17 protein-coding genes and 1 rRNA gene are annotated in these 18,774 nt (G+C 54.5%); 3 read left to right on the forward strand and 15 right to left on the reverse strand.

Going from position 1 to position 18,774, the window contains the following annotated elements; genetic code table 11:
* Both RB620_RS18990 and RB620_RS18995 read right to left on the reverse strand, forming a co-directional pair.
* Positions 1–306 (reverse strand): 16S ribosomal RNA (locus RB620_RS18990); the annotation flags it as partial.
* Positions 307–760: 454 nt separating this feature from the next.
* Positions 761–1,639 (reverse strand): nucleotidyltransferase-like protein, encoded by an 879-nt coding sequence (locus RB620_RS18995; protein ID WP_308097004.1) that lies wholly within the window; start codon positions 1,637–1,639, stop codon positions 761–763.
* Between the two features lie 164 nt (positions 1,640–1,803).
* Here RB620_RS18995 and RB620_RS19000 point away from each other — a divergent pair, with 164 nt between their 5' ends.
* Positions 1,804–2,157: a YgzB family protein gene (locus tag RB620_RS19000; protein WP_308097150.1), complete on the forward strand. Its 354-nt coding sequence runs from the start codon at positions 1,804–1,806 to the stop codon at positions 2,155–2,157.
* Positions 2,158–2,235: 78 nt separating this feature from the next.
* Here the strand turns inward: RB620_RS19000 and RB620_RS19005 are convergent, their stop codons facing one another.
* The 12 genes from RB620_RS19005 to RB620_RS19060 all read right to left on the reverse strand — a co-directional run bounded on the left by RB620_RS19005 (position 2,236) and on the right by RB620_RS19060 (position 14,885).
* The gene (locus RB620_RS19005) at positions 2,236–3,960 is read right to left on the reverse strand and encodes a glycosyl hydrolase family 18 protein (protein ID WP_308097005.1); all 1,725 of its coding nucleotides are present in this window, start codon (positions 3,958–3,960) and stop codon (positions 2,236–2,238) included.
* A 137-nt stretch (positions 3,961–4,097) separates the two neighbouring features.
* A complete protein-coding gene (locus RB620_RS19010; protein WP_308097007.1) occupies positions 4,098–4,520 on the reverse strand; it encodes a Fur family transcriptional regulator in 423 nt (140 codons plus the stop codon).
* Between the two features lie 77 nt (positions 4,521–4,597).
* Positions 4,598–6,547 (reverse strand): DUF6677 family protein, encoded by a 1,950-nt coding sequence (locus RB620_RS19015; protein ID WP_308097009.1) that lies wholly within the window; start codon positions 6,545–6,547, stop codon positions 4,598–4,600.
* Entirely contained in the window at positions 6,529–7,239 is a 711-nt protein-coding gene (locus tag RB620_RS19020; RefSeq protein WP_308097152.1) for an MgtC/SapB family protein, read from the reverse strand. Before RB620_RS19020 ends, RB620_RS19015 begins: the two co-directional genes overlap by 19 nt.
* A 142-nt stretch (positions 7,240–7,381) precedes the next feature.
* The gene (gene gatB / locus RB620_RS19025) at positions 7,382–8,821 is read right to left on the reverse strand and encodes an Asp-tRNA(Asn)/Glu-tRNA(Gln) amidotransferase subunit GatB (protein WP_308097011.1); all 1,440 of its coding nucleotides are present in this window, start codon (positions 8,819–8,821) and stop codon (positions 7,382–7,384) included.
* Positions 8,822–8,848: 27 nt separating this feature from the next.
* Complete coding sequence (gatA, locus tag RB620_RS19030) at positions 8,849–10,306, reverse strand: Asp-tRNA(Asn)/Glu-tRNA(Gln) amidotransferase subunit GatA (protein ID WP_308097013.1); 1,458 nt, start codon at positions 10,304–10,306, stop codon at positions 8,849–8,851.
* Positions 10,307–10,336: 30 nt separating this feature from the next.
* Positions 10,337–10,627, reverse strand: a complete 291-nt coding sequence (gene gatC / locus RB620_RS19035; protein ID WP_308097015.1) for an Asp-tRNA(Asn)/Glu-tRNA(Gln) amidotransferase subunit GatC — start codon at positions 10,625–10,627, stop codon at positions 10,337–10,339.
* Between the two features lie 176 nt (positions 10,628–10,803).
* Positions 10,804–11,187 (reverse strand): ATPase, encoded by a 384-nt coding sequence (locus RB620_RS19040; protein ID WP_308097017.1) that lies wholly within the window; start codon positions 11,185–11,187, stop codon positions 10,804–10,806.
* Between the two features lie 164 nt (positions 11,188–11,351).
* A complete protein-coding gene (locus RB620_RS19045) occupies positions 11,352–12,092 on the reverse strand; it encodes a GTP pyrophosphokinase (protein WP_374121432.1) in 741 nt (246 codons plus the stop codon).
* Positions 12,093–12,303: 211 nt separating this feature from the next.
* Positions 12,304–13,314, reverse strand: coding sequence for a Gfo/Idh/MocA family protein (locus RB620_RS19050; protein ID WP_308097024.1), 1,011 nt, complete (start codon positions 13,312–13,314; stop codon positions 12,304–12,306).
* 30 nt (positions 13,315–13,344) lie between these two features.
* On the reverse strand, positions 13,345–14,193 hold the full coding sequence (locus RB620_RS19055; protein WP_308097033.1) for a sugar phosphate isomerase/epimerase family protein: 849 nt from the start codon (positions 14,191–14,193) through the stop codon (positions 13,345–13,347).
* 14 nt (positions 14,194–14,207) lie between these two features.
* Entirely contained in the window at positions 14,208–14,885 is a 678-nt protein-coding gene (locus RB620_RS19060; protein WP_308097035.1) for a carbohydrate-binding family 9-like protein, read from the reverse strand.
* A 166-nt stretch (positions 14,886–15,051) separates the two neighbouring features.
* Between RB620_RS19060 and RB620_RS19065 the strand changes: the two genes are divergently transcribed.
* Complete coding sequence (locus tag RB620_RS19065) at positions 15,052–15,957, forward strand: AraC family transcriptional regulator (RefSeq protein WP_308097037.1); 906 nt, start codon at positions 15,052–15,054, stop codon at positions 15,955–15,957.
* Positions 15,958–16,079: 122 nt separating this feature from the next.
* On the forward strand, positions 16,080–16,886 hold the full coding sequence (locus RB620_RS19070; RefSeq protein ID WP_308097039.1) for a cupin domain-containing protein: 807 nt from the start codon (positions 16,080–16,082) through the stop codon (positions 16,884–16,886).
* A gap of 41 nt (positions 16,887–16,927) precedes the next feature.
* Here RB620_RS19070 and RB620_RS19075 read toward each other — a convergent pair whose 3' ends face one another.
* Complete coding sequence (locus tag RB620_RS19075) at positions 16,928–18,691, reverse strand: glycoside hydrolase family 35 protein (protein WP_308097041.1); 1,764 nt, start codon at positions 18,689–18,691, stop codon at positions 16,928–16,930.
* Between the last annotated feature and the right edge of the window lie 83 nt (positions 18,692–18,774).

The following is an 18,774-nucleotide window of genomic DNA, read 5'->3' on the forward strand; positions in this document are numbered from 1 at the left end:
AGGTCGGCTACGCATCGTCGCCTTGGTGAGCCGTTACCTCACCAACTAGCTAATGCGCCGCAGGTCCATCTATAAGCGACAGATTGCTCCGTCTTTCCCGAATCGGCCATGCGACCAATTCGCGTATCCGGTATTAGCATTCGTTTCCGAATGTTATCCCAGTCTTACAGGCAGGTTACCTACGTGTTACTCACCCGTCCGCCGCTAAGCATCAGAGGTGCAAGCACCTCATCAACTCCGCTCGACTTGCATGTATTAGGCACGCCGCCAGCGTTCGTCCTGAGCCAGGATCAAACTCTCCATAAAAGTGTTTGATAGCTCTAAAACGTTGTTGCTATTTTCGATCATTACGCTTACGAAGTGTTTTGCTTCGCAAAACTTTAGATCGGGCAGTTTCGCTCGTTGTTCAGTTTTCAAAGAACAATTTCTTGTCTTTCGTTTCTTGCGTGTCGGCCGTTTGTCTCAGCGGCGACTTTTATAATATATCACACTCGCCTATCTCATTGCAAGTACTTTTTTTCAACTTTCGACATTTTTCTTTCAGCCTTTGGATCGGCTTCATGTTGTGTCGGATTCGTTGTAATCACTCGCAGAAAAGCGGCGAGTTATAATGTATCACATCATTCTCGAACAAGTCAACACCAAAATGAAAAATCATTTTCTCCCAATAAAGAACCAAGCTTTCGCCAACAAAAAAGCCTCTCCCGAGGTTAATTCCGTTCGGTTAAGATCGGTACCCGGTCAGAGGCTATATTCCAAGTTAAGCATTCATTATTGTATAGCGGAGTTCGATCGCACCGCTTTCCTGCGGTTCCTGCATAATGGCGACTTCCCTCACGTACGCCCGCTTCACCAACTTTTGAATGACGAGCGAAAGATCCACATGCAGCTCCGCCAAAGACGGGTGGGAATGAAGCTCCCCTATGCTCCAAGGCTCGCTGCGCGAATTCATGATCCGGATCAAAAGGTCGCAGCAGGATTTCATTTTGCTCATGACGGAGAATTCGCATGCGAGCATAACAAGCTGAACCCGCTGCTCCAATGTTTCCGGACTGGCAGTAAGCTCTTCGTAAAGCTTGTACACCCCAGGATGAACGCGTTTCAACTGCTTCCAAACCGTCAGCTCAGGATGCCTGCCTTCTTCTATTAGGACAATATGAGCCCAATGGGTTAGCGCCGTCAATACATGACTGTACGCATCCAACATATTCCCGTCCATAAGATCCTGTTTGGCTTGCAAATACGTTCTTAAGAAGCCGATGAATTCGATGAACCGTTTTTGCTCACGCATGGATTCCGGGAATAACAGTAACCGCTCACGTACGCCCGCCAAATAACCGTCGCGATCCAATAATATCTCCCCCCGTACTAACCACTCGATAATATTCCGATGTTCTCCGATCGAGATCCAGCTCTGCAGCGTTTCCCGATGAACGGTTCTGATCAATGCGCGCGAGCCGTCCAATCGGATGTGTTCCGCATGTTCCGCGCCTGCTTCGTTGTCTATTACCAACAGGGCAAGCAAGTCCAAGCCATCGATCAGCGGGTTATAGGGATAGGGATTCTCGATGACGGCTAGGGATACTAGTCCGGGGCGATCCCGATAGATGTCCATAAAATGCGTTCTGATATGCTCCACAGGGTTCCTCCGTATAGCTAATCGCTATCGATTAAGCTATAATAATAATCTACAGATTTATTCTTTTTCGACAGGGCATGCCTACTTTCCTGCTTGTCGCCGTAGCTTTTCAGTCTCATTTTCGTAAGCCAATAGTCATAGGAAGGGTTTGAAACATGAATAGAATTTTTTTCAAATCGGCAAAAATCAATGAATTCCGCTTATGGGGCCTCGTTTTCACCCTAGTCGGCATGGGCATAATGATCCTTGGAACGGCGGGAATTGTGTTGTGGGGACAAGCCGGGAAAATCGTTGCAGGCATCTTTATGATATTCGGCATGATCTCGCTGCTAATCAGCGTCGCCGTTTACTTCTGGGCCGGCATGATGTCTACGAGCGCCACGATGCTGGAATGTCCGGAATGCGGCCGCCAGACGAAAATGTTAGGCAAGACGGACCGCTGCATGTTCTGCAGGACGATGCTCACGCTGGACCCTAATCAAGCCCGGGATTCCTCGGCCGAAGAAATAAACGCTTAGAAAACGAATAAACCTCCGTGCATGGTGATCGACTCACCTGCGCGGAGGTTTTTTATTGGAATGAGTGCAGTATTGACTTTATTTCGTCAGCGTTTCGTTAATCGTGTTCCAAATGGATGGGGTCTGGAATGCCCGCTGCCATGTGGCCACGCCGGCCAGATCATACTTGCGCGCAAGCTCGACCCTCGCTTTCATCGATAAGTCGTCTTCGATCCAGATCCGTTGTTTGACGCCTTCTTCCGAATACTCGATGTAGTTCTGCCCCGAGGCAGCATCCTTGACGGGCACGAGCTTCTTCTCGGCGATAATCTGTTTCACCCGCTCCATGCCGACCGCTTTCGATGTTACCTCAACCTTGCCGTCCGCTCCCGCCTTTTCGCTCCATATTCTCGCGTACAACGGCATACTCAAGATCAGCTTGCTTGCGGGCACGTTATCTTCTTCCAAAATGCGCGTAATGGAACGCTCCGTCCATGGAAGCGAGGCGACCGAACCCGACTTCGGACTCGAAGCCCAATGCTCGTCGTAGGCCATCACCATCATATAGTCCACGGTGCGTCCAAGCGCTTCGCGATCCAGGAACATCGACCACATCTCGCTGGTCGACTTCGGCGTGACGTCGATTGATACGACCAACCCGGCTTCGTGCAAAAGCGGGGTAAGCTCCTTCACGAACTGGACGAGGTTCTCCTTGTCTTTGGTATACACGTTTTCGAAATCGATATTAAAACCTTGCAGCTTGTACATCTCCGCAAAAGCGAGCAACTGCTGGATCATAACGAACCGGGACTCCACTGTCGCCAGCGCTTCCGTCGTCCGATCCGGCTCGAAGCCGTTGCTGAACAACGCCCACACCTGGTAGCCCCGATCATGCGCCCACTTCACGTAAGCCGGATCGGCTTTGCCTTTGATCGTGCCTTTGCCGTCGGTAAGCTCGAACCAGGTCGGGCTTACAACGTTGACGCCGGGCATCTCGCCGATTTTGGTCGGATCGATCTTCCGCTCATAGACGGCTTCCCATGTCAGATTGATCTTCTGTCCTTGCTTCCAAGGAACAAAAGGCTCATTGCGTTCAGCGATCGAGACGGTTTCGGTTTGCGTAAGCTTAATTTCCTTTTGCTTAACGTACCCGATATGGCCTTGCTTGCTCTGAACGAGCAACCAGCCGTCAACCTCTTGCCAGACGCGAACGGTCTCGCCCTGCGGAACTTTCAGCAAATATGGCTCTCGAATGGATGGCGCCGTACGGATAGCAGTCCCATTATCCGGCAAGGCTTCGGCAAGCTGCACCGTTTCCCCTTCTTTAAACAGCGTGACGACGCCGCTCTCCGTGTTATATTCGACTTTTAAGCCATAGAGTTCTTCGAGCGGAGTCACCGGGATATAAACGGTATCGTTCGTTACTTCTGACGCGATCGTCAGCTTATAGGGCTGCTTGTTCAAAATGCCGGTAAGCGCGTCCGTCTTGAGCCGAAGCACTTTATCCGCGCTGGTCAGCACAATCGTTCCCGTGGCGCTTTCATAATGAATAGGCTTGTCCTCGGCGAATAATCGCTCGAGAACCGGCAAAGGCAGCTTCACCTCTCCGTTCTCGATTAACGCTCCATGCTCGGCTTCCACACCGTTTACCATAATCGGATTGGATACCGCGTACGATGGATGCTGGAATTCCCTGCTTGGAATATATTTCATATATCCGAACCACGCGAAAGTAGCGATAGCGGACACTATAAACAGAAATAATAAGGTCATAAATCCGACTCTCCGTTTGCGGCGCGGCGAACGGATGTAATTCGTTTCCAATCCTTCACACTCCTTGGCTGTCGATGTAGTCTGATTCTTGTTCCGGTTCAAACAAAAACGTGCAATAAGTAGCGTTTGAACGCTGCCCAGCACGTTATCGTTATGGCATATCCTATTCTATAGACGGTAGACGTCCCTTAAGTGTTGCAAACCGAACATAATCCATATATCTCCATGCGGTGGCCGTGAACGGCAAATCCGGTTTCCTTCGAAGCGACTTTCTCGACCTCCAGCAGCGGTGGATAACCGAAGTCGACGATTTGGCCGCAGCTCTTGCATATCGCATGATAATGATCCGACAGATCGGCATCGAAACGGCTGGAATCGTCGCCGTAAGTCAATTCGCGAACCAAGCCGGCATCTACAAACAACCTTAAATTATTGTAAATCGTCGCGACGCTCATGCTCGGGTACGCCGGCGAAAGCGCCTTGTAAATTTCATCCGCGGTCGGATGCGCCTTGGTTTCCATCAAGTATCCCAATATGGCGTGTCGCTGCGGGGTCATACGGACGCCATTCATCTTTAGTTGTTCCAGTGCCGTATGAACGTTGGCTGCCATTCCCCTCACGCCTTTCTTTGTAGTCGTTACAATCTATTGTACGTTCAGACTAAAGATTTTGTCAATGAAAGCGCACTCTATCGGGTTGCCCGACTCTCAATGGTTATGCTGTTCGTCGCGTTAATATGAATGCGGTAAGTACCTTCCCCCGCCGTGCCGCGAATGGTTTTGCGGATTTGCTCGAAAGGCAGTTCCGATTCGATCTTGCCAAAAGTTACCGAACCGTACAGGGAGTAGTCCCCCAGCTCCGGGAGCCTAACTACGATTTCGCCTACGGAGCTGTCCAAATCCCAATTGCCGCCGACCACGCTGCTGTCGACTGAGATTCCGCCGTTCATCGTATTGGCTTTTACCGCTCCGTTAGCCCCGTTAATCGCAATGCTGCCGTTTTTCGTCTCCGCTTCCACGTCGTCTTGGATATCGACCAGCTTCACGTTGCCGTTCGACGTTGTCGCATATAACGTTCCGCCGGTTACGCGCTCCGCCAAGATCTCGCCGTTCTTCATCTCCAGGCTGCTCTCTCCTGCAATCGCATCAACCTCGATGCTGCCGCTGTTCCCTTGCACGGCCAGAGATCCCGTCATCTGCGCAATTCGAATCATGCCGTCGCCGCTCTTCACGGTCAGGCCGTCTTCGGCAACCAATCCTTCAACATCAGTCGAACCGTTGCCGACCTCGATCATCACTCGAACGGCCGATGGGGACTCTTCTTCGGGCGGGGTTGCGGATTCCGATTCTTGGCCGAGCTGGGATTCGGCCGGTCCACTCGGCAGCGTCTCGGTCGATGTCGCTTCCAGCGGAGGTGATCCCGGCGTTGCCGTCGGAAGAAGATCCGATGATACCGGTTCGTCGCCGGCATTCGAATCCGTCCCCGTATCCGCAGGTGCCTGCGTTCCGACGGGAGGGGTTTCCTTCGCTAGAGGCTCGAACCGCGGGACGACGACGGTCAAATTCATTTTCGGAATCCGGTTGTTATCGGCACCATACATTTGCCCCTTGCTCTCGATCACGATTTCTCCGCCGGGCGTAACGTCTACGGTCGATTGCTCCGCGATCTTCTTTGATTCGGATTCGTCGGCCGCGTCCACCCATACCGTGGCGTACAGTTCGATTTCATCTACGTCGCCTGCGCGAAGGCTCACGTCGCCGTTCATGTTTTTGATCGTAATCGAAGCTAGCTTCTCATCGACGAGCACTTTCGTGACATTTTTTTCGAACCGGTATCCTTTCTCTTCCCCGTAATCGACCAGCCCGTTCAGATCGACGTTGAATTGGTCCAGCCAACGCACGGGGAAATCGGCAAACTGGGTTACCGAATATGCCGTAACCGCAACTACCAGCGCTGCGGCAGCCCCGGACAAGTCCAACCTCAGCTTGGCGGCTTTGGCCCGAAGCACCGTGCTGTACAAGATGATCTCGATGCCAAGCACAACGAAGAGGATCGGCCACCATTCCAGGAGCATCACGATAAAATTGCTGCCGCTCGCCTGATCCCAGAGAAGCAGCGCTCCAACGGCAAGAATGAGGATGGCCGACGTGATGCGCCCTAGTTTAAACACGGTGAACTCTCCTCTCTCCATGACTGACAATACGATAAAACAAGCAAGCATCATGAGCAGCGGGCCGACGATCAGCTCGGCAAGCTCGTTCATCCACGGAAGCAGCATGTCCGGCGGCTTGATCAGAATCATCATCACCATCCCCGATACAGCCAGCAAAATGCCATGCAGTAGCCTGACGGGTAATTGCTCTTCTTCGCGAGCCGCTTTATGCTGCAGAGAATCGAAGACGCTAACGAAATAAAAGACGGGAAGCAGCATCCCCAAATAAACGATCAGAAGCAAATGCCTGCCCCCGTCCGAATTCGCTAAGCGGAATATTGCCGTATAGTTCAGCAGCAGCGATGACAAGAGCAGGAATCCTCTCGAATAATGGCCGTTGTAAACATGCCCCATTCCCGGAAGCAGGAAAGCCAGCAAGGCGGTCAGCCAAGCCCGTTTCCGATGTTCTATTCGAAGCTTACCCAACGTACGCCCTCCAATTTGTTGAGCTCATCAAGCAAAATAACAGCGGAATCCTTCTTGCGAGTCGGCATCACGACATGTAGCACAAGCCTAGTCGAAGCATCGCAGCCTTCCCGCTCGTCAGCCTCGATATCTTCCATCGTCATTTTGCGTACCGATATTTTGCGTCGATCAAGCACGGCATTGATGCTCCCTAGCCTAGCGGACAAATCGTAGGCCTCGATCTTGATCAGACGGTCTTTCTTCGCGTTAATAAAACGTTTCTCCAGCTTATTGAATCCCCATAACGTCAATAACGCCATGATCGTAACGATCGTCGAGGCGAAATAGAAACCAGCGCCCACCGCCAGTCCGATCGCCGCTACGACCCATAGTGATGCGGCTGTCGTCAAACCCGTAATGGATTTGCCCGTAAAAAGAATCGTGCCCGCGCCGAGAAATCCGACGCCCGTAATAACGGCTGCCGCGAGCCGGGCCGGATCTACCCGAACGTTCGGCTCTTCCACGAAATCGGCGAATCCATAGATCGATAATAACATAAGGAGGCAAGCCCCCAAACAAACGAGAATATTCGTCCGGAAGCCCGCCGCGTGATTGGACGATTCCCGTTCGAATCCAATAACCCCCCCGAATATGAGAGCAAGCGCGAGCCGGGCGGCAATGTCCCACTCGCTGATTATCCAAGGACTTTCCATCATAGCGCCAGCCGTCATCATTGCAACCCCAACCCTTCTCTTTAATGGTTTAAAATTATATGTCCAACTTGTACGTGGAATTCAAAAAAGCGCAGTTCACCTATAGCGATGAACCGCGCCTTGATTATGATGGGTGCAAGTACTAGCCCAGACGTTCAAGCAACAGCTTGTTCACGAGCGCCGGATTGGCTTTGCCCTTCGTTTCCTTCATGATTTGTCCCACAAGGAAACCGATCGCCTTCTCCTTGCCCGCCCGGAAGTCTTCCACGGACTGCGGGTTGCGCTCGATGACCGCGTCGACGATGCCGATAATCGCGCCTTCGTCGCTAATTTGGACGAGGCCTTGCTCTTCGACGATTTGCCCCGGCAGCTTGCCGTTCTCGAGCATCGCTTTGAACACGGTTTTGGCGATTTTGCCGTTAATCGTGCCTTTCTCGAGCAAGCCGATCATCTCGCCAAGCCCTTGGCCCGTAAGCTTCACGTCCGCCAGCTCGAGGCCGTTCGCGTTCAGGTAACCGAGCAAATCGCCCATGACCCAGTTTGCCACGGACTTCGCGTCCTTGGTATAGGACAAGCTCTCTTCGAACAGGTCCGCGAGCTTCTTGGAAGCCGTGATGACGTCGGCATCATAAGAAGACAAGCCGTAGTCCGCCTGGTAACGGGACTTGCGCGCATCCGGCAGCTCCGGGATGGAAGCGCGCACGCGCTCCTTCCACTCCTCGCTAATATGAAGCCGGACCAGATCCGGGTCCGGGAAGTAACGATAGTCATGCGCTTCTTCCTTGCCGCGCATCGAGAACGATTTGCCGACAGCGTCGTCGTAGCGGCGCGTTTCTTGCACGACTTCGCCGCCGCCGTCGAGAATGTCCGCTTGGCGGATTTGCTCATATTCGAGACCGCGCTGCACGCTGCGAAAGGAGTTCATATTCTTAAGCTCGGCACGCGTGCCGAATTTCTCCTGGCCGTACGGACGCAAGCTGATGTTCGCGTCGCAGCGCAGGCTGCCTTCTTCCATCTTCACGTCGGAAACGTCGCAGTAGAGCATGATCGCGCGAAGCTTCTCCAGGTAAGCCTTCGCTTCCTCTGGCGTGCGGATGTCCGGCTCGGAGACGATCTCCACGAGCGGAGTGCCGACGCGGTTGAAGTCGACGAGAGACGCGTAACCGCCGTCCACGTGCGTCAGCTTGCCGGCGTCTTCTTCCAAGTGAAGGCGAGTAATGCCGATTCTTTTGGTCTCTCCGTTCACTTCGATATCAATCCAGCCGTTCTCTCCGATCGGCTGATCGTATTGCGAGATTTGGTACGCTTTGGGCGAATCCGGGTAGAAGTAGTTTTTGCGGTCGAACTTGCTGATGTCGGCAATCGTGCAGTTCAGCGCCATTGCCGCTTTCATCGCGTATTCGACGGCTTGCCGGTTCAGCACCGGCAATACGCCGGGATGTCCGAGACAGACCGGACATGTATGGGTGTTGGGCGGAGCGCCGAAGGCCGTCGAGCAGCCGCAAAAAATTTTGCTGTTCGTATGAAGCTCGACATGCACTTCCAGTCCGACGACCGTCTCGTATTTGTTCGTTACTGACATTCTTCTTATCGTTCCTTTCCGCTCATATTACAGCTGCGGACGCAGCTTGTGATAGTCCGTATGCGCTTCGAACGCGTGAGCCGCGCGCAGCACCGTCGATTCGTCGAACGCCTTGCCGATAATTTGCAGGCCGATCGGCAGGCCGTCGGCGGTTCCGCACGGAATGCTGATGGCCGGAACGCCTGCCAGGCTCACCGGAATCGTGCAGATATCGTTCAAATACATCGTAAGCGGATCGCCGACCTGCTCTCCGATGCGGAACGCGGGCGTCGGCGCCGTCGGGCCGATAATGAGATCATATTGCTTGAACACGTTGTCGAAGTCGCCTTTGATCAGCGTGCGTACTTTCTGGGCCTTCAAATAGTAAGCGTCGTAATAGCCGGAGCTCAGCGCGTACGTACCGAGCATGATCCGACGCTTCACTTCGGGGCCGAAACCTTGGCTGCGGGACTTGCGGTACAGGTCGATCAAGTTGTCCGGGTTGTCCGCCCGAATGCCGTATCTCACGCCGTCGAACCGTGCGAGGTTCGACGATGCTTCCGAGGAAGCGAGCAAGTAATAAGCTGCAATCGCGTATTCCGTATGCGGCAGGGATACTTCCTCCCACGTCGCGCCGAGCGATTCGTATACCTTCAGCGCGTTCACGACGGCTTCCTTCACGCGGGGGTCGATGCCCGCGCCGAGATACTCCTTCGGAACGCCGATGCGGAGACCCTTGACGTCGCCGGTCAACGCGGCCGTGTAGTCGGGAATGTCCACGTTCGCGGACGTCGAATCGCCGGCGTCATAACCCGCGATCGCTTGCAGGACGTACGCGGAATCCTCGACGTTCTTCGTCAGCGGGCCGATCTGATCGAGCGAGCTGGCGAACGCGACCAGACCGAAACGAGAGACGAGGCCGTAGGTAGGCTTCAAGCCGACGATGCCGCAATATGCGGCAGGCTGGCGAATAGAGCCGCCCGTGTCGGAGCCCAGCGAGAAATAGACTTGTCCGGCCGCGACCGATGCCGCGGAGCCGCCGCTGGAGCCGCCCGGCACGTAATCGGTATTCCACGGGTTGCGGGTCGGGTAGAAGCTGGAGTTCTCGTTCGAGCCGCCCATCGCGAATTCGTCCATGTTCAGCTTGCCGATCGTGACGGCATCCGCCGCGTTCAGCTTGCGCGCCGCCGTCGCGTTATAGATCGGTTTGTAATTGCTGAGGAATTGGCTTGCGCATGTCGTCGTCAGACCTTCGGTCACGATATTGTCCTTGATGCCGGCCGGCAGGCCGAACAGCAGGCCCTTCTCTCCGCCTTGCTGCAGCGTCTTGTCCAATTCGGCGGCTTGCGTGCGAGCGCCGTCTTCATTTAATGAAAGAAAAGCCTGGATGGCCGGTTCCGTCTTCGCGATCCGATCGTAAGAGCTATCCACCAGCTCGGTAACGGAAAGCTCCTTGTTGTTCAGTTTGTTATGTACTTCCTGCAGGCGTAAGTCGAACAATGCCAACAGTAGCTCCTCCCTTCGATGACACCTTGATTATGATTCAAGTACCGCAGGTACTTTAATTTGTCCGTCTTCTTCATCCGGCGCGTTCAGCAGCACCTTCTCGATCGGCAGCGATTCCTTGCGGACGTCGTCTCTCATGACGTTCGTAATCGGCAGCACGTGGCTGGTCGGCTCGACATCGTCCGTATTCAGCTCGTTCAGCTTCTCCGCGTATTTCAGAATGGCGTTCAGTTGGTCGGTAAACTGCGCTTTCTCCGCATCCGTTAATTCCAGCCGCGCCAGATTCGCCACATGCTCGACATCCTTCAGCGTTATGCTCATCGGTAACTCTCCTTCTCTGCTTCAGCTTCGGTCATTCCCACCATTATAGCCTACATCTGCCGCCGACAGCAATTAGGAAGCCCGCGAAAGCGAGCGCCATGCAAGGCAAGGGCACAAAAAAAGAAGCAGATCGCTCTGCCTCTGTTTCTTCGCGTATGATCGAAGACGATGTTCGGTTAAATCCAAGCCTTCAGATTCACCTGACGAATGAAGTCTTCGCGGCTTAGCGGTTCCTTGGCTGCGTTATCGTCTTCTTCCTCTTGTTCTTGCTCGCCTTTCATAATCCGGTAAAATAATTCCTCGTTATGCGTGGCGAGGGCGTAATCGATAAGCGCCTCCCGCTCGATCCTGTCCGCTTCGAGCTGGTACAACACGTCCTCCAGCTCGACGTCCTCGTCCGGCAGCAAAAAGTTGCGGTTCGACTTCGGCACCCTGACCACGTAGTCAAAAACGTTATCCGCATTGCGGTCGTAAGCAATTATATACCCATACTCCCCGACGGGAAGGTTCTGTTCATATTGATCCGCTACAATGATCACCTTGGAGCCCAGCTGCAGCATCCTATCAACCCCTATCGCTCTAGTCACTGTACTCTCTCTTTCCGTTTCTACTATCCTACTAAAAAACGATTCTTCTGTCCAATAGCGGATGAAAGAGTTCGATGATTCGAAACGGCTCCGGATATGAGGCTTGCCGCGGTCGCGCATGTATCGTTCGGAACGGACTACTCCGTCTCTCTTCCGAGCTCGAGCAAAGCCGTTGGCAGCTGGAACGCCTTGTTGTTCATAAGCAGGCGGGTCAGCTCTTCGCTATCGTCGCCGCCTTGGCTTTCCTTGATGACTGAGATTTCGCGGTGCAGCCTCTCCATCTGCTGATCCAGCCGGTTCGCCGAGTCCGATGCTTCCTTCAGCTCCTGGATGAGCCTTGCGGGAACGGACTGATTGTATTTGTAAAATATTTTATGCTCGAGGCTCGCCCAGAAGTCCATCGCGATCGTGCGGATTTGAATTTCGACGCACACGCTCTCCCGGCCGTCCGACATATTGACCGGCACTTCCGCCAACAAATGCAAGCTGCGGTACCCGTTCGGCTTCGGCTGCTCGATATAATCCTTCACTTCGAGAATGTGCAGGTCGAATTGATTCTGCAGCATATCCCTGATTTGATAGATATCGGATATGAAAGAGCAAGTAATGCGCAGCCCCGCGATATCTTTGATTTCCCGTTTAATGTCTTCCAGCGAGAACGTAATGCCCTTGCGGCTGATTTTATTCATAATGCTTTCCAGAGACTTCACTCTCGACTTCGTATGTTCGATCGGGTTGTAATCGTGCAGGAACTGGAATTCTTCCTTTACGATCTCGATTTTGGTTTCCAGTTCGTTCAGCGCGAATTGATACATCATCATAAAACGGGTCACTTCGGTCTTCAGCTTCTTGAATTGTTCGATCGGATAATTGGACATGCCCATCGTTTCTAATCTCCTTCGTCCGGAAGCAGCTTTCGGCCTCGGTTCTCGAATGCATCCATCATAGTATGAACGCGGGCTCCATTGCAAATGGGACGAAGCGACGCCTTAGCAGGCTCTCTCTCAGACGCGCAGTGCGCCCTTCCGGCGGAGGCCAACGAAAAAGGCTTCCATCCCTGCGGATAGAAGCCTTGATCGTTATCGATGATTATACGTTGACGTAAGCGCCTTTGCGGTCCGCGGATTTGATCTCCGCTTCGACGATTTCGAGTGACTGTACAGCGCTCTCCGGCGAGCACACCGATACCGGCTCGCCCTTGCCGACCGATTCGACGAAGTACTTGATTTCTCGGTAGTAGCCCATGTCCGGGGACAAATCCGCGACGAATCCTTCGCCATCATAAGGGTTCACCTTCAGCGCATTGTTCTCGAACACGAGATTCGCCCCTTCGAAGTTGACGCGGAACGTCATCGCGAAGCCGAAGTCTCCTTGCAGCGTCCAATCGGCTTGCGCGTTCAATACTTTGCCGTCGGGATAAACGTAATTGGTCGAGACGATATCGTAGGCACTGCCCGGGATCACGTTGCGCGCGATGGAGGATACGCTCTCCGGCTTGCCGAACAGCCAATTGATGACGTCCGTATCGTGGATATGCATATCCACCATGCAGCCTCCGCTTTGCTCGCCGTTCAGGAACCAAGCCTGCGGCAATCCGCCTCCGCGGAAGAAGGTGCCCGCCAGGACGGAACCGTAACGCCCGTCTTCGACGCATGCTTTTAAATATTCGTAGGCCGGCCAGAACCGCAGGCATTGCCCGATCATGAGCGTGCTGCCCGTGCGTTTCGCCGTTTCCGCCATACGCCAGCCTTCCTCCGACGTACGGGCAACCGGCTTCTCGCACAACACGTGAATGCCGCGCTCCAGCATCGAGCAAGTCAAGTCCGCATGCAGCGGCGTAGGCAGCGTAATATCCACGATGTCCAGCTCTTCGCTCGCCAGCATTGTCTCGATGGAATCATAGAGCGTATAAGGCGTCAGATCATAAACGGACTGCTCCGTTGCGATGTTGCCCCAAGCAGCGCCGTTCTTCAGCTCTTCGATCCGCATGTCGCAGATTGCCACCAGCTTAATATCGGCGCCTTCCTTCATTAATCTCACGTAATTGTCGAAGTGCATGCGTCCCATGAAGCCGAATCCGATCAATCCGATTTTTAGCATCGCGCGTTCTCCCCTTATCCCTTGTTATGGTTAGCGCTTGGAACGGCCCAGAATGGCATCCATCGCTCCGGAAGTATTGAAAATGATTTGCTCGGCATGATGCGTATAAGGCGGAATCATCTCTGCCGTCACGTAGTTGTCGTATCCGATTTCCTTCAGCGCGGACACAACTTCCGGATAATTCACATCGCCTGCCAGAAGGTCGACGAAGCCGTGCAACCCGCCTGCCTGACGCCTGTAATCCTTAAAATGAACCTTCTTGATCCGCTCGCCGAGAATGCGGATCCAATGCTCCGGATATCCGCTGTGCACGACGTTCCCTACGTCGAAGTAGGAGCCGACATAACGAGAGCCGTGCGCATCGATAAACGTTCGCAGCTCAAGCGGCGACAGTAAGAACTTGTTCCATACGTTCTCAATCGCGATGGACACCCCCGCGCTTTCCGCGTAAGGAACCAGGCTTCCGATCGCTTCGAGCGCGCGGTCGTAGGCTTTGTCGTACGGCACCACTTCCGCGCCCGGTATAAAATCGACCCCCACCGCGCCTGGAATGACGAGAATGGCATCGACGCCGAGCGCCGCGGCAACCTCAAGCTGCTTCTTGCAGACGTCGACCGCTTTGGACCGGTTGCGTTCGTCCTCGCTCGTCATGGCATACGACCAGTACAAACCGGTCGCGAGTCCCGCAATCTCCAGCTCCGCGTCCTCCAGCCGGCTTCGAATCTCGCGGATTTCCTTGTCGCCCGCATCCAGGCCAAGCTCGCCGGATTCATTCAGCGAAAGCTCGATGCCGTCGAACCCCGCCTTTTTCGCAAGCGCGATCGCATCCGGAATCGAAGTCCCCTCCGCGAACGACCAAATGTTAATCCCTTTTTTCATCTTCCGTTCCTCCCTCACTCGTCTATGGATTCATGATCTTCGAAAATAAGTTCGCCGAATCGTGACGGCATATGAAAGTTAATCGCTCCCGTCGGGCTCCAGGCTTGAAATTCGCGGATGCCCTCCGCATTCTCGTCAATTCTGTAGAAGTTGACCAGCCAGCTCGCTCCCGGCTCGGGTTTCCTGGAGAAATGGGCAGTCGGGACGGCCAGAAGGTACATAAGCATGTGTTCTCCTTCCAGCACTTCCGTACGGAGCCCTTCCATATTCCAAGCGATGTCCCGTCCGGTTACGTGTCCGGAACCGTCGTTCCAAATCCTTGCGTCGAAAACGACATTGCGCGGGCTGACCTCCAGTTCCACGTAAGAAACGCCGCCCTCCGCGCGATCGTCGATGAACACTTCGACGACGTCCTGCTCGTACAGCGGATCGTCATGCTCCTCGAACCGGGATACGATATGACGGTCCGTGCACCGGAATTGGATAAACACGTAGTCGGAATGCCAGCAAGCCCGGACTTCGGTCGGTTCCCGGACCGCTTCTCCGGTTACCGTATCGAATAAGGACACCGCTTCGCAGCGGCTCCAATCGACAGATTGCCATGCTTCGTCGCCTGTGGGCCCATTACCCGAAATCCTGACGGCAGGCTTGCATACGTAACGTTTTGGCAGTTCTTGGTTGCCCGAGCTCAACTCCCCACCCCTTTATCCGATTCCGCGTCTTTACGATCATGTTAAGAACCTGTCATAATACTTATATAATATATGACGACGCCATTATTATCTTTAGCGATACAAGCGATTATTTGCACGATTCCGTTAATCATTTTCAATCTCTTGCGAAAGGTGGAGACGCTTTATGGCAACCAACGATCTTGCCTTCCCGCTTCAGCGGCGGGCCGCGTTCCGGGAATGGTCTCCTTCCATCCATTACGCGAAGTTTCAACGGATGGAGAGAGGCGCGCTTGCGCCCAGGCGAATCTATAATTTCGAGCTGCTATACGTAAGCCAAGGCGAAGCCGCCACGACCATGAACGGAAGGCGCTACGAGCTGTCCGCCGGTCAGCTCGTCTTCCTGCCTTCCGGCGTCTATCATCAGAACGAAGCCGTATCGGCATCAGGCACGCGCTTCCTCGGCATTCACTTCGACTTCTTCGGCGAGCTGGATATCCACACCGAACACGACATGATCGTAAGCGAACCCGCCGTTCTGCCCGGCCGATTCGCGATGGAGGCCGTCTCCGACATGTTCCCTCCATTGTCCCAGCAAGCCGTCTATACGCCGACGTTATCCTGCGTCGCCCTCATGGAGCAGCTTGTCCACGAGTTTACGATGAGGCCGCTCGGCTACGAGCTGGCATGCAAGGCGCTTATGCTGAACATTCTGTCCCATCTGCTGCGCCTCCCGCTCTCCCGTTCGCGGGCGCTCGCTTCCCAGCACGACAATCGGCTGCTGGAGCTGGTCGAGGAGATCGAACAGCGGCCTTCGGCGGCCTGGACCAACGGGCTGATCGCCGATCGGCTCGGGCTTAGCCTGGATCACGCGGCCAAGCTGTTCAAGGAGCTTGTCGGGCAGCCGCCCGGCGAATACGTGAGCGCGATCCGCCACCGCGAAGCTAGAAGGCTGCTCCGGGAAACCGATATGACGATCGAGCAAATCGGTGACTCCGTTGGTTATGTGGGCATTCACTACTTCAGCCGCCAGTTCCGCAAGCACGAAGGCATCTCGGCGACGGAATACCGCAAGCTCTCGCAGGTGCTTTAATAGAAGAAGCCCCGGTCTCGGATTCATGAGACGGCGGGGCTTTGCACTTTTCACCATGAACTAGGCAGGCACATACACTAATCTGGGCACATCACTCTTAGGGTATGGAAGGAACGTGTATCATGGCTACTTCATATATGGATTACGCATCGCCGAACACTGAGTTCGCCTACGACTTGTCGAACAACGTGTTCTTCAAAAAAGATGACCGAAACTACATTCTTTCGTTATCCGTCAAACAGCTAAACACGCTAGGCAACACTTCGATACTGGATATTTTCTTAAGCGAGGGCAATTATGTCGAACCGCATATCCATCAAAACGCATCCGAGCTCGTCTACTGCGTCTCCGGCGCCGCCGTCGTCTCGCTGATCAATCCATTCACGAACCAGCTGCTTAACTTCGCGATCGCGCCCGGCCAAGTCGCCAACGTCCCGCAAGGGTGGTGGCATTACGAAGTCGCGACGAAGGATCATACCCATTTGCTCGCCATCTTCGACGCGCCTGTGCCCGAAGCCATCTTCGGATCGGATATTCTTCGCCTGACGCCGGCTTCCGTGCTCACCGCCAACTATTGCCTCGACGAAGCGAAGGTGAAAGATACGCTCGCTCCGATCAAGTCGACCGTCGTTATCGGACCTCCGGCCGGTTGCGATACGGCGAACGGCGCCATGACGAACCATGGCGGCTTCATCCAGCAAGGCGCGCATCCGCAGCAAGGGGGATGGGCCGGCCAAGGGATGCACCCCCATTACGGACAGCCGATGATGCCGCAGCAAGGTCTCCAAGGGCAGCCGGGCATGATGCCCCAGCAGCCGCAGCAAGGTCTCGGGACGTACGCGTACCCGCTGCGGCCGATCGAATCCGCGCATTCGCCGTATCCGCCTCACTTCCATCCCGTTCCTTTCTTATATCGGAATTGGGATTAAAGCTGCGGCTTGCCGCATTCATCGGGAATCGAAAATCTCGGCTACTGTTTTTCGCTCGAGCCTAGCACCGGCTCCGCCTGCAGCCGAACCTCCAGTGCCGCGGCGCCGTGGAGTTCGAACAGAATCAGCTCGTTGCTGCCCTTTCTCAACAGGGGACCCGGAATATAAAGCGTCTCCTGCGGGCCAACCTCCCAATAACGGCCCAAGTTGAATCCGTTCACGTAAGCGACGCCTTTCGTCCAGCCTTTCATGTTCAGGAACGTGTCGGCAGGTTCGTCGATCTCGAATGTCCCCCGGTAAAACGAAGGTTCATTCTCCGCGTTCGATTCCGATGGCTCGAAGCGGAGGGTGCTCAGATCGTCGAGCGGAAGCGTATGAATCGTCCAATCGAACAGGAATTGCCGCTCGAACCGGATGCCTTCGGTAATGCCTTTATAATCCTTCAATAGCGGCCCGTAGTTGACGCGCCCCATATTCTCCACGAGCACGCTGACGGTAACGCCTTCCGGCGGCACGGAGAAGCTTACCTCCGAAGCCGGATTCCACCGCTCGATGACGCCTTTGTACGCGCCGTCGACGAATACCATGGCGCGGTCGCGCACATCCTGCAGATTCAGCTTGTTTTCGGGACGAGGGCCGGACAACTTCGTTTCATATAAAATAAACCCGCTGTTCTGCCCCATCATCTCCATCGGCTCCGGGCATGCCCTGCGCTGCGGCGAAGACAGCTCGCCGAGCGATCCGCGCAAGCTGGCCCGTTCCGTCATGCGCACCGTGCCGAACGATTGGGCCGGAATCGGTTCCGGCAGCTTAAGGGGTCCCAGCTCCACGTATTTGCCGATGACCTCGCGCACCTTATGGAACTTGTCCGTCACGTTCCCGCTTTCGCCGAGCGGTGCATCGTAGTCGTAGCCCGTGACCGTCGGCTCGTAATGATCCCCGTAATTCGCTCCGCTGTAGAACCCGAAGTTCGTGCCGCCGTGGAACATATAGAAGTTGACCGAAGCGCCCGCCGCCAGCATTTCGTCCAGCACCTCCGCGACATCGTCCGCCGGCCTCGTATGATGCTCTTCGTGCCAATGGTCGAACCAGCCATTCCAATACTCCATGCACATGAGCGGCTGTCCGGGGCGATATTCCAGCAGTTTGTCGAACGATTCTTTGGTTCTCGAGCCGAAGTTGACCGTCGCCCAAACGTCGTCGACCATGCCTCCCTGCAGCATGGCGTCCTCCGGTCCGTCGGACGTGAACAGAAGGACATCCCCTCCCCTGCTCCTGATCGCATCCTTCAAATGGTTCAAATAATCCTTGTCGTTCCCATAGCTGCCGTATTCGTTCTCGATCTGAAGCGCGATCACCGGTCCGCCGTTCGTCGATAGAAGCGGCACGAGTCTTGGCATAAGCTCGTCGTAATAAGCGTCCACTTCGTCCAAGAAAGGCCGGTAATTGCAACGCAGACGCATGCCGGTATCCTTCAGCAGCCAAGCAGGCAGCCCTCCGAACTCCCATTCCGCGCAAATATACGGGCTTGGCCGAACGATGACATGCAGACCTAGCTCTCCCGCCAACGCGATGAACCGCTCAAGGTCCGCGATGCCTTCGAAGTTGAACTTGCCTTCGAACGGCTCGTGCAGATTCCAAGGCACGTAGGTTTCAACGACGTTCAGCCCGCAGGCTTTCAGCTTCAGCAGCCTGTCCTCCCAATATTCCGGCACGATCCGGAAATAATGGATCGCGCCGGATAGCAGTCTGATCGGTTCGTCTCCGAGCCATAACTTTCCGTCATGCACGTTTAAGTTTTTCATTTGAGCATCGCCTCCAGGTGAATGTTTGATACCATCGTATCGAATGCCCCAACAGGCTAACAATGCACAAAATGCGCATATCT

This window comes from Paenibacillus sp. LHD-117 (genome assembly GCF_030929555.1).
Lineage (GTDB): Bacteria > Bacillota > Bacilli > Paenibacillales > Paenibacillaceae > Pristimantibacillus.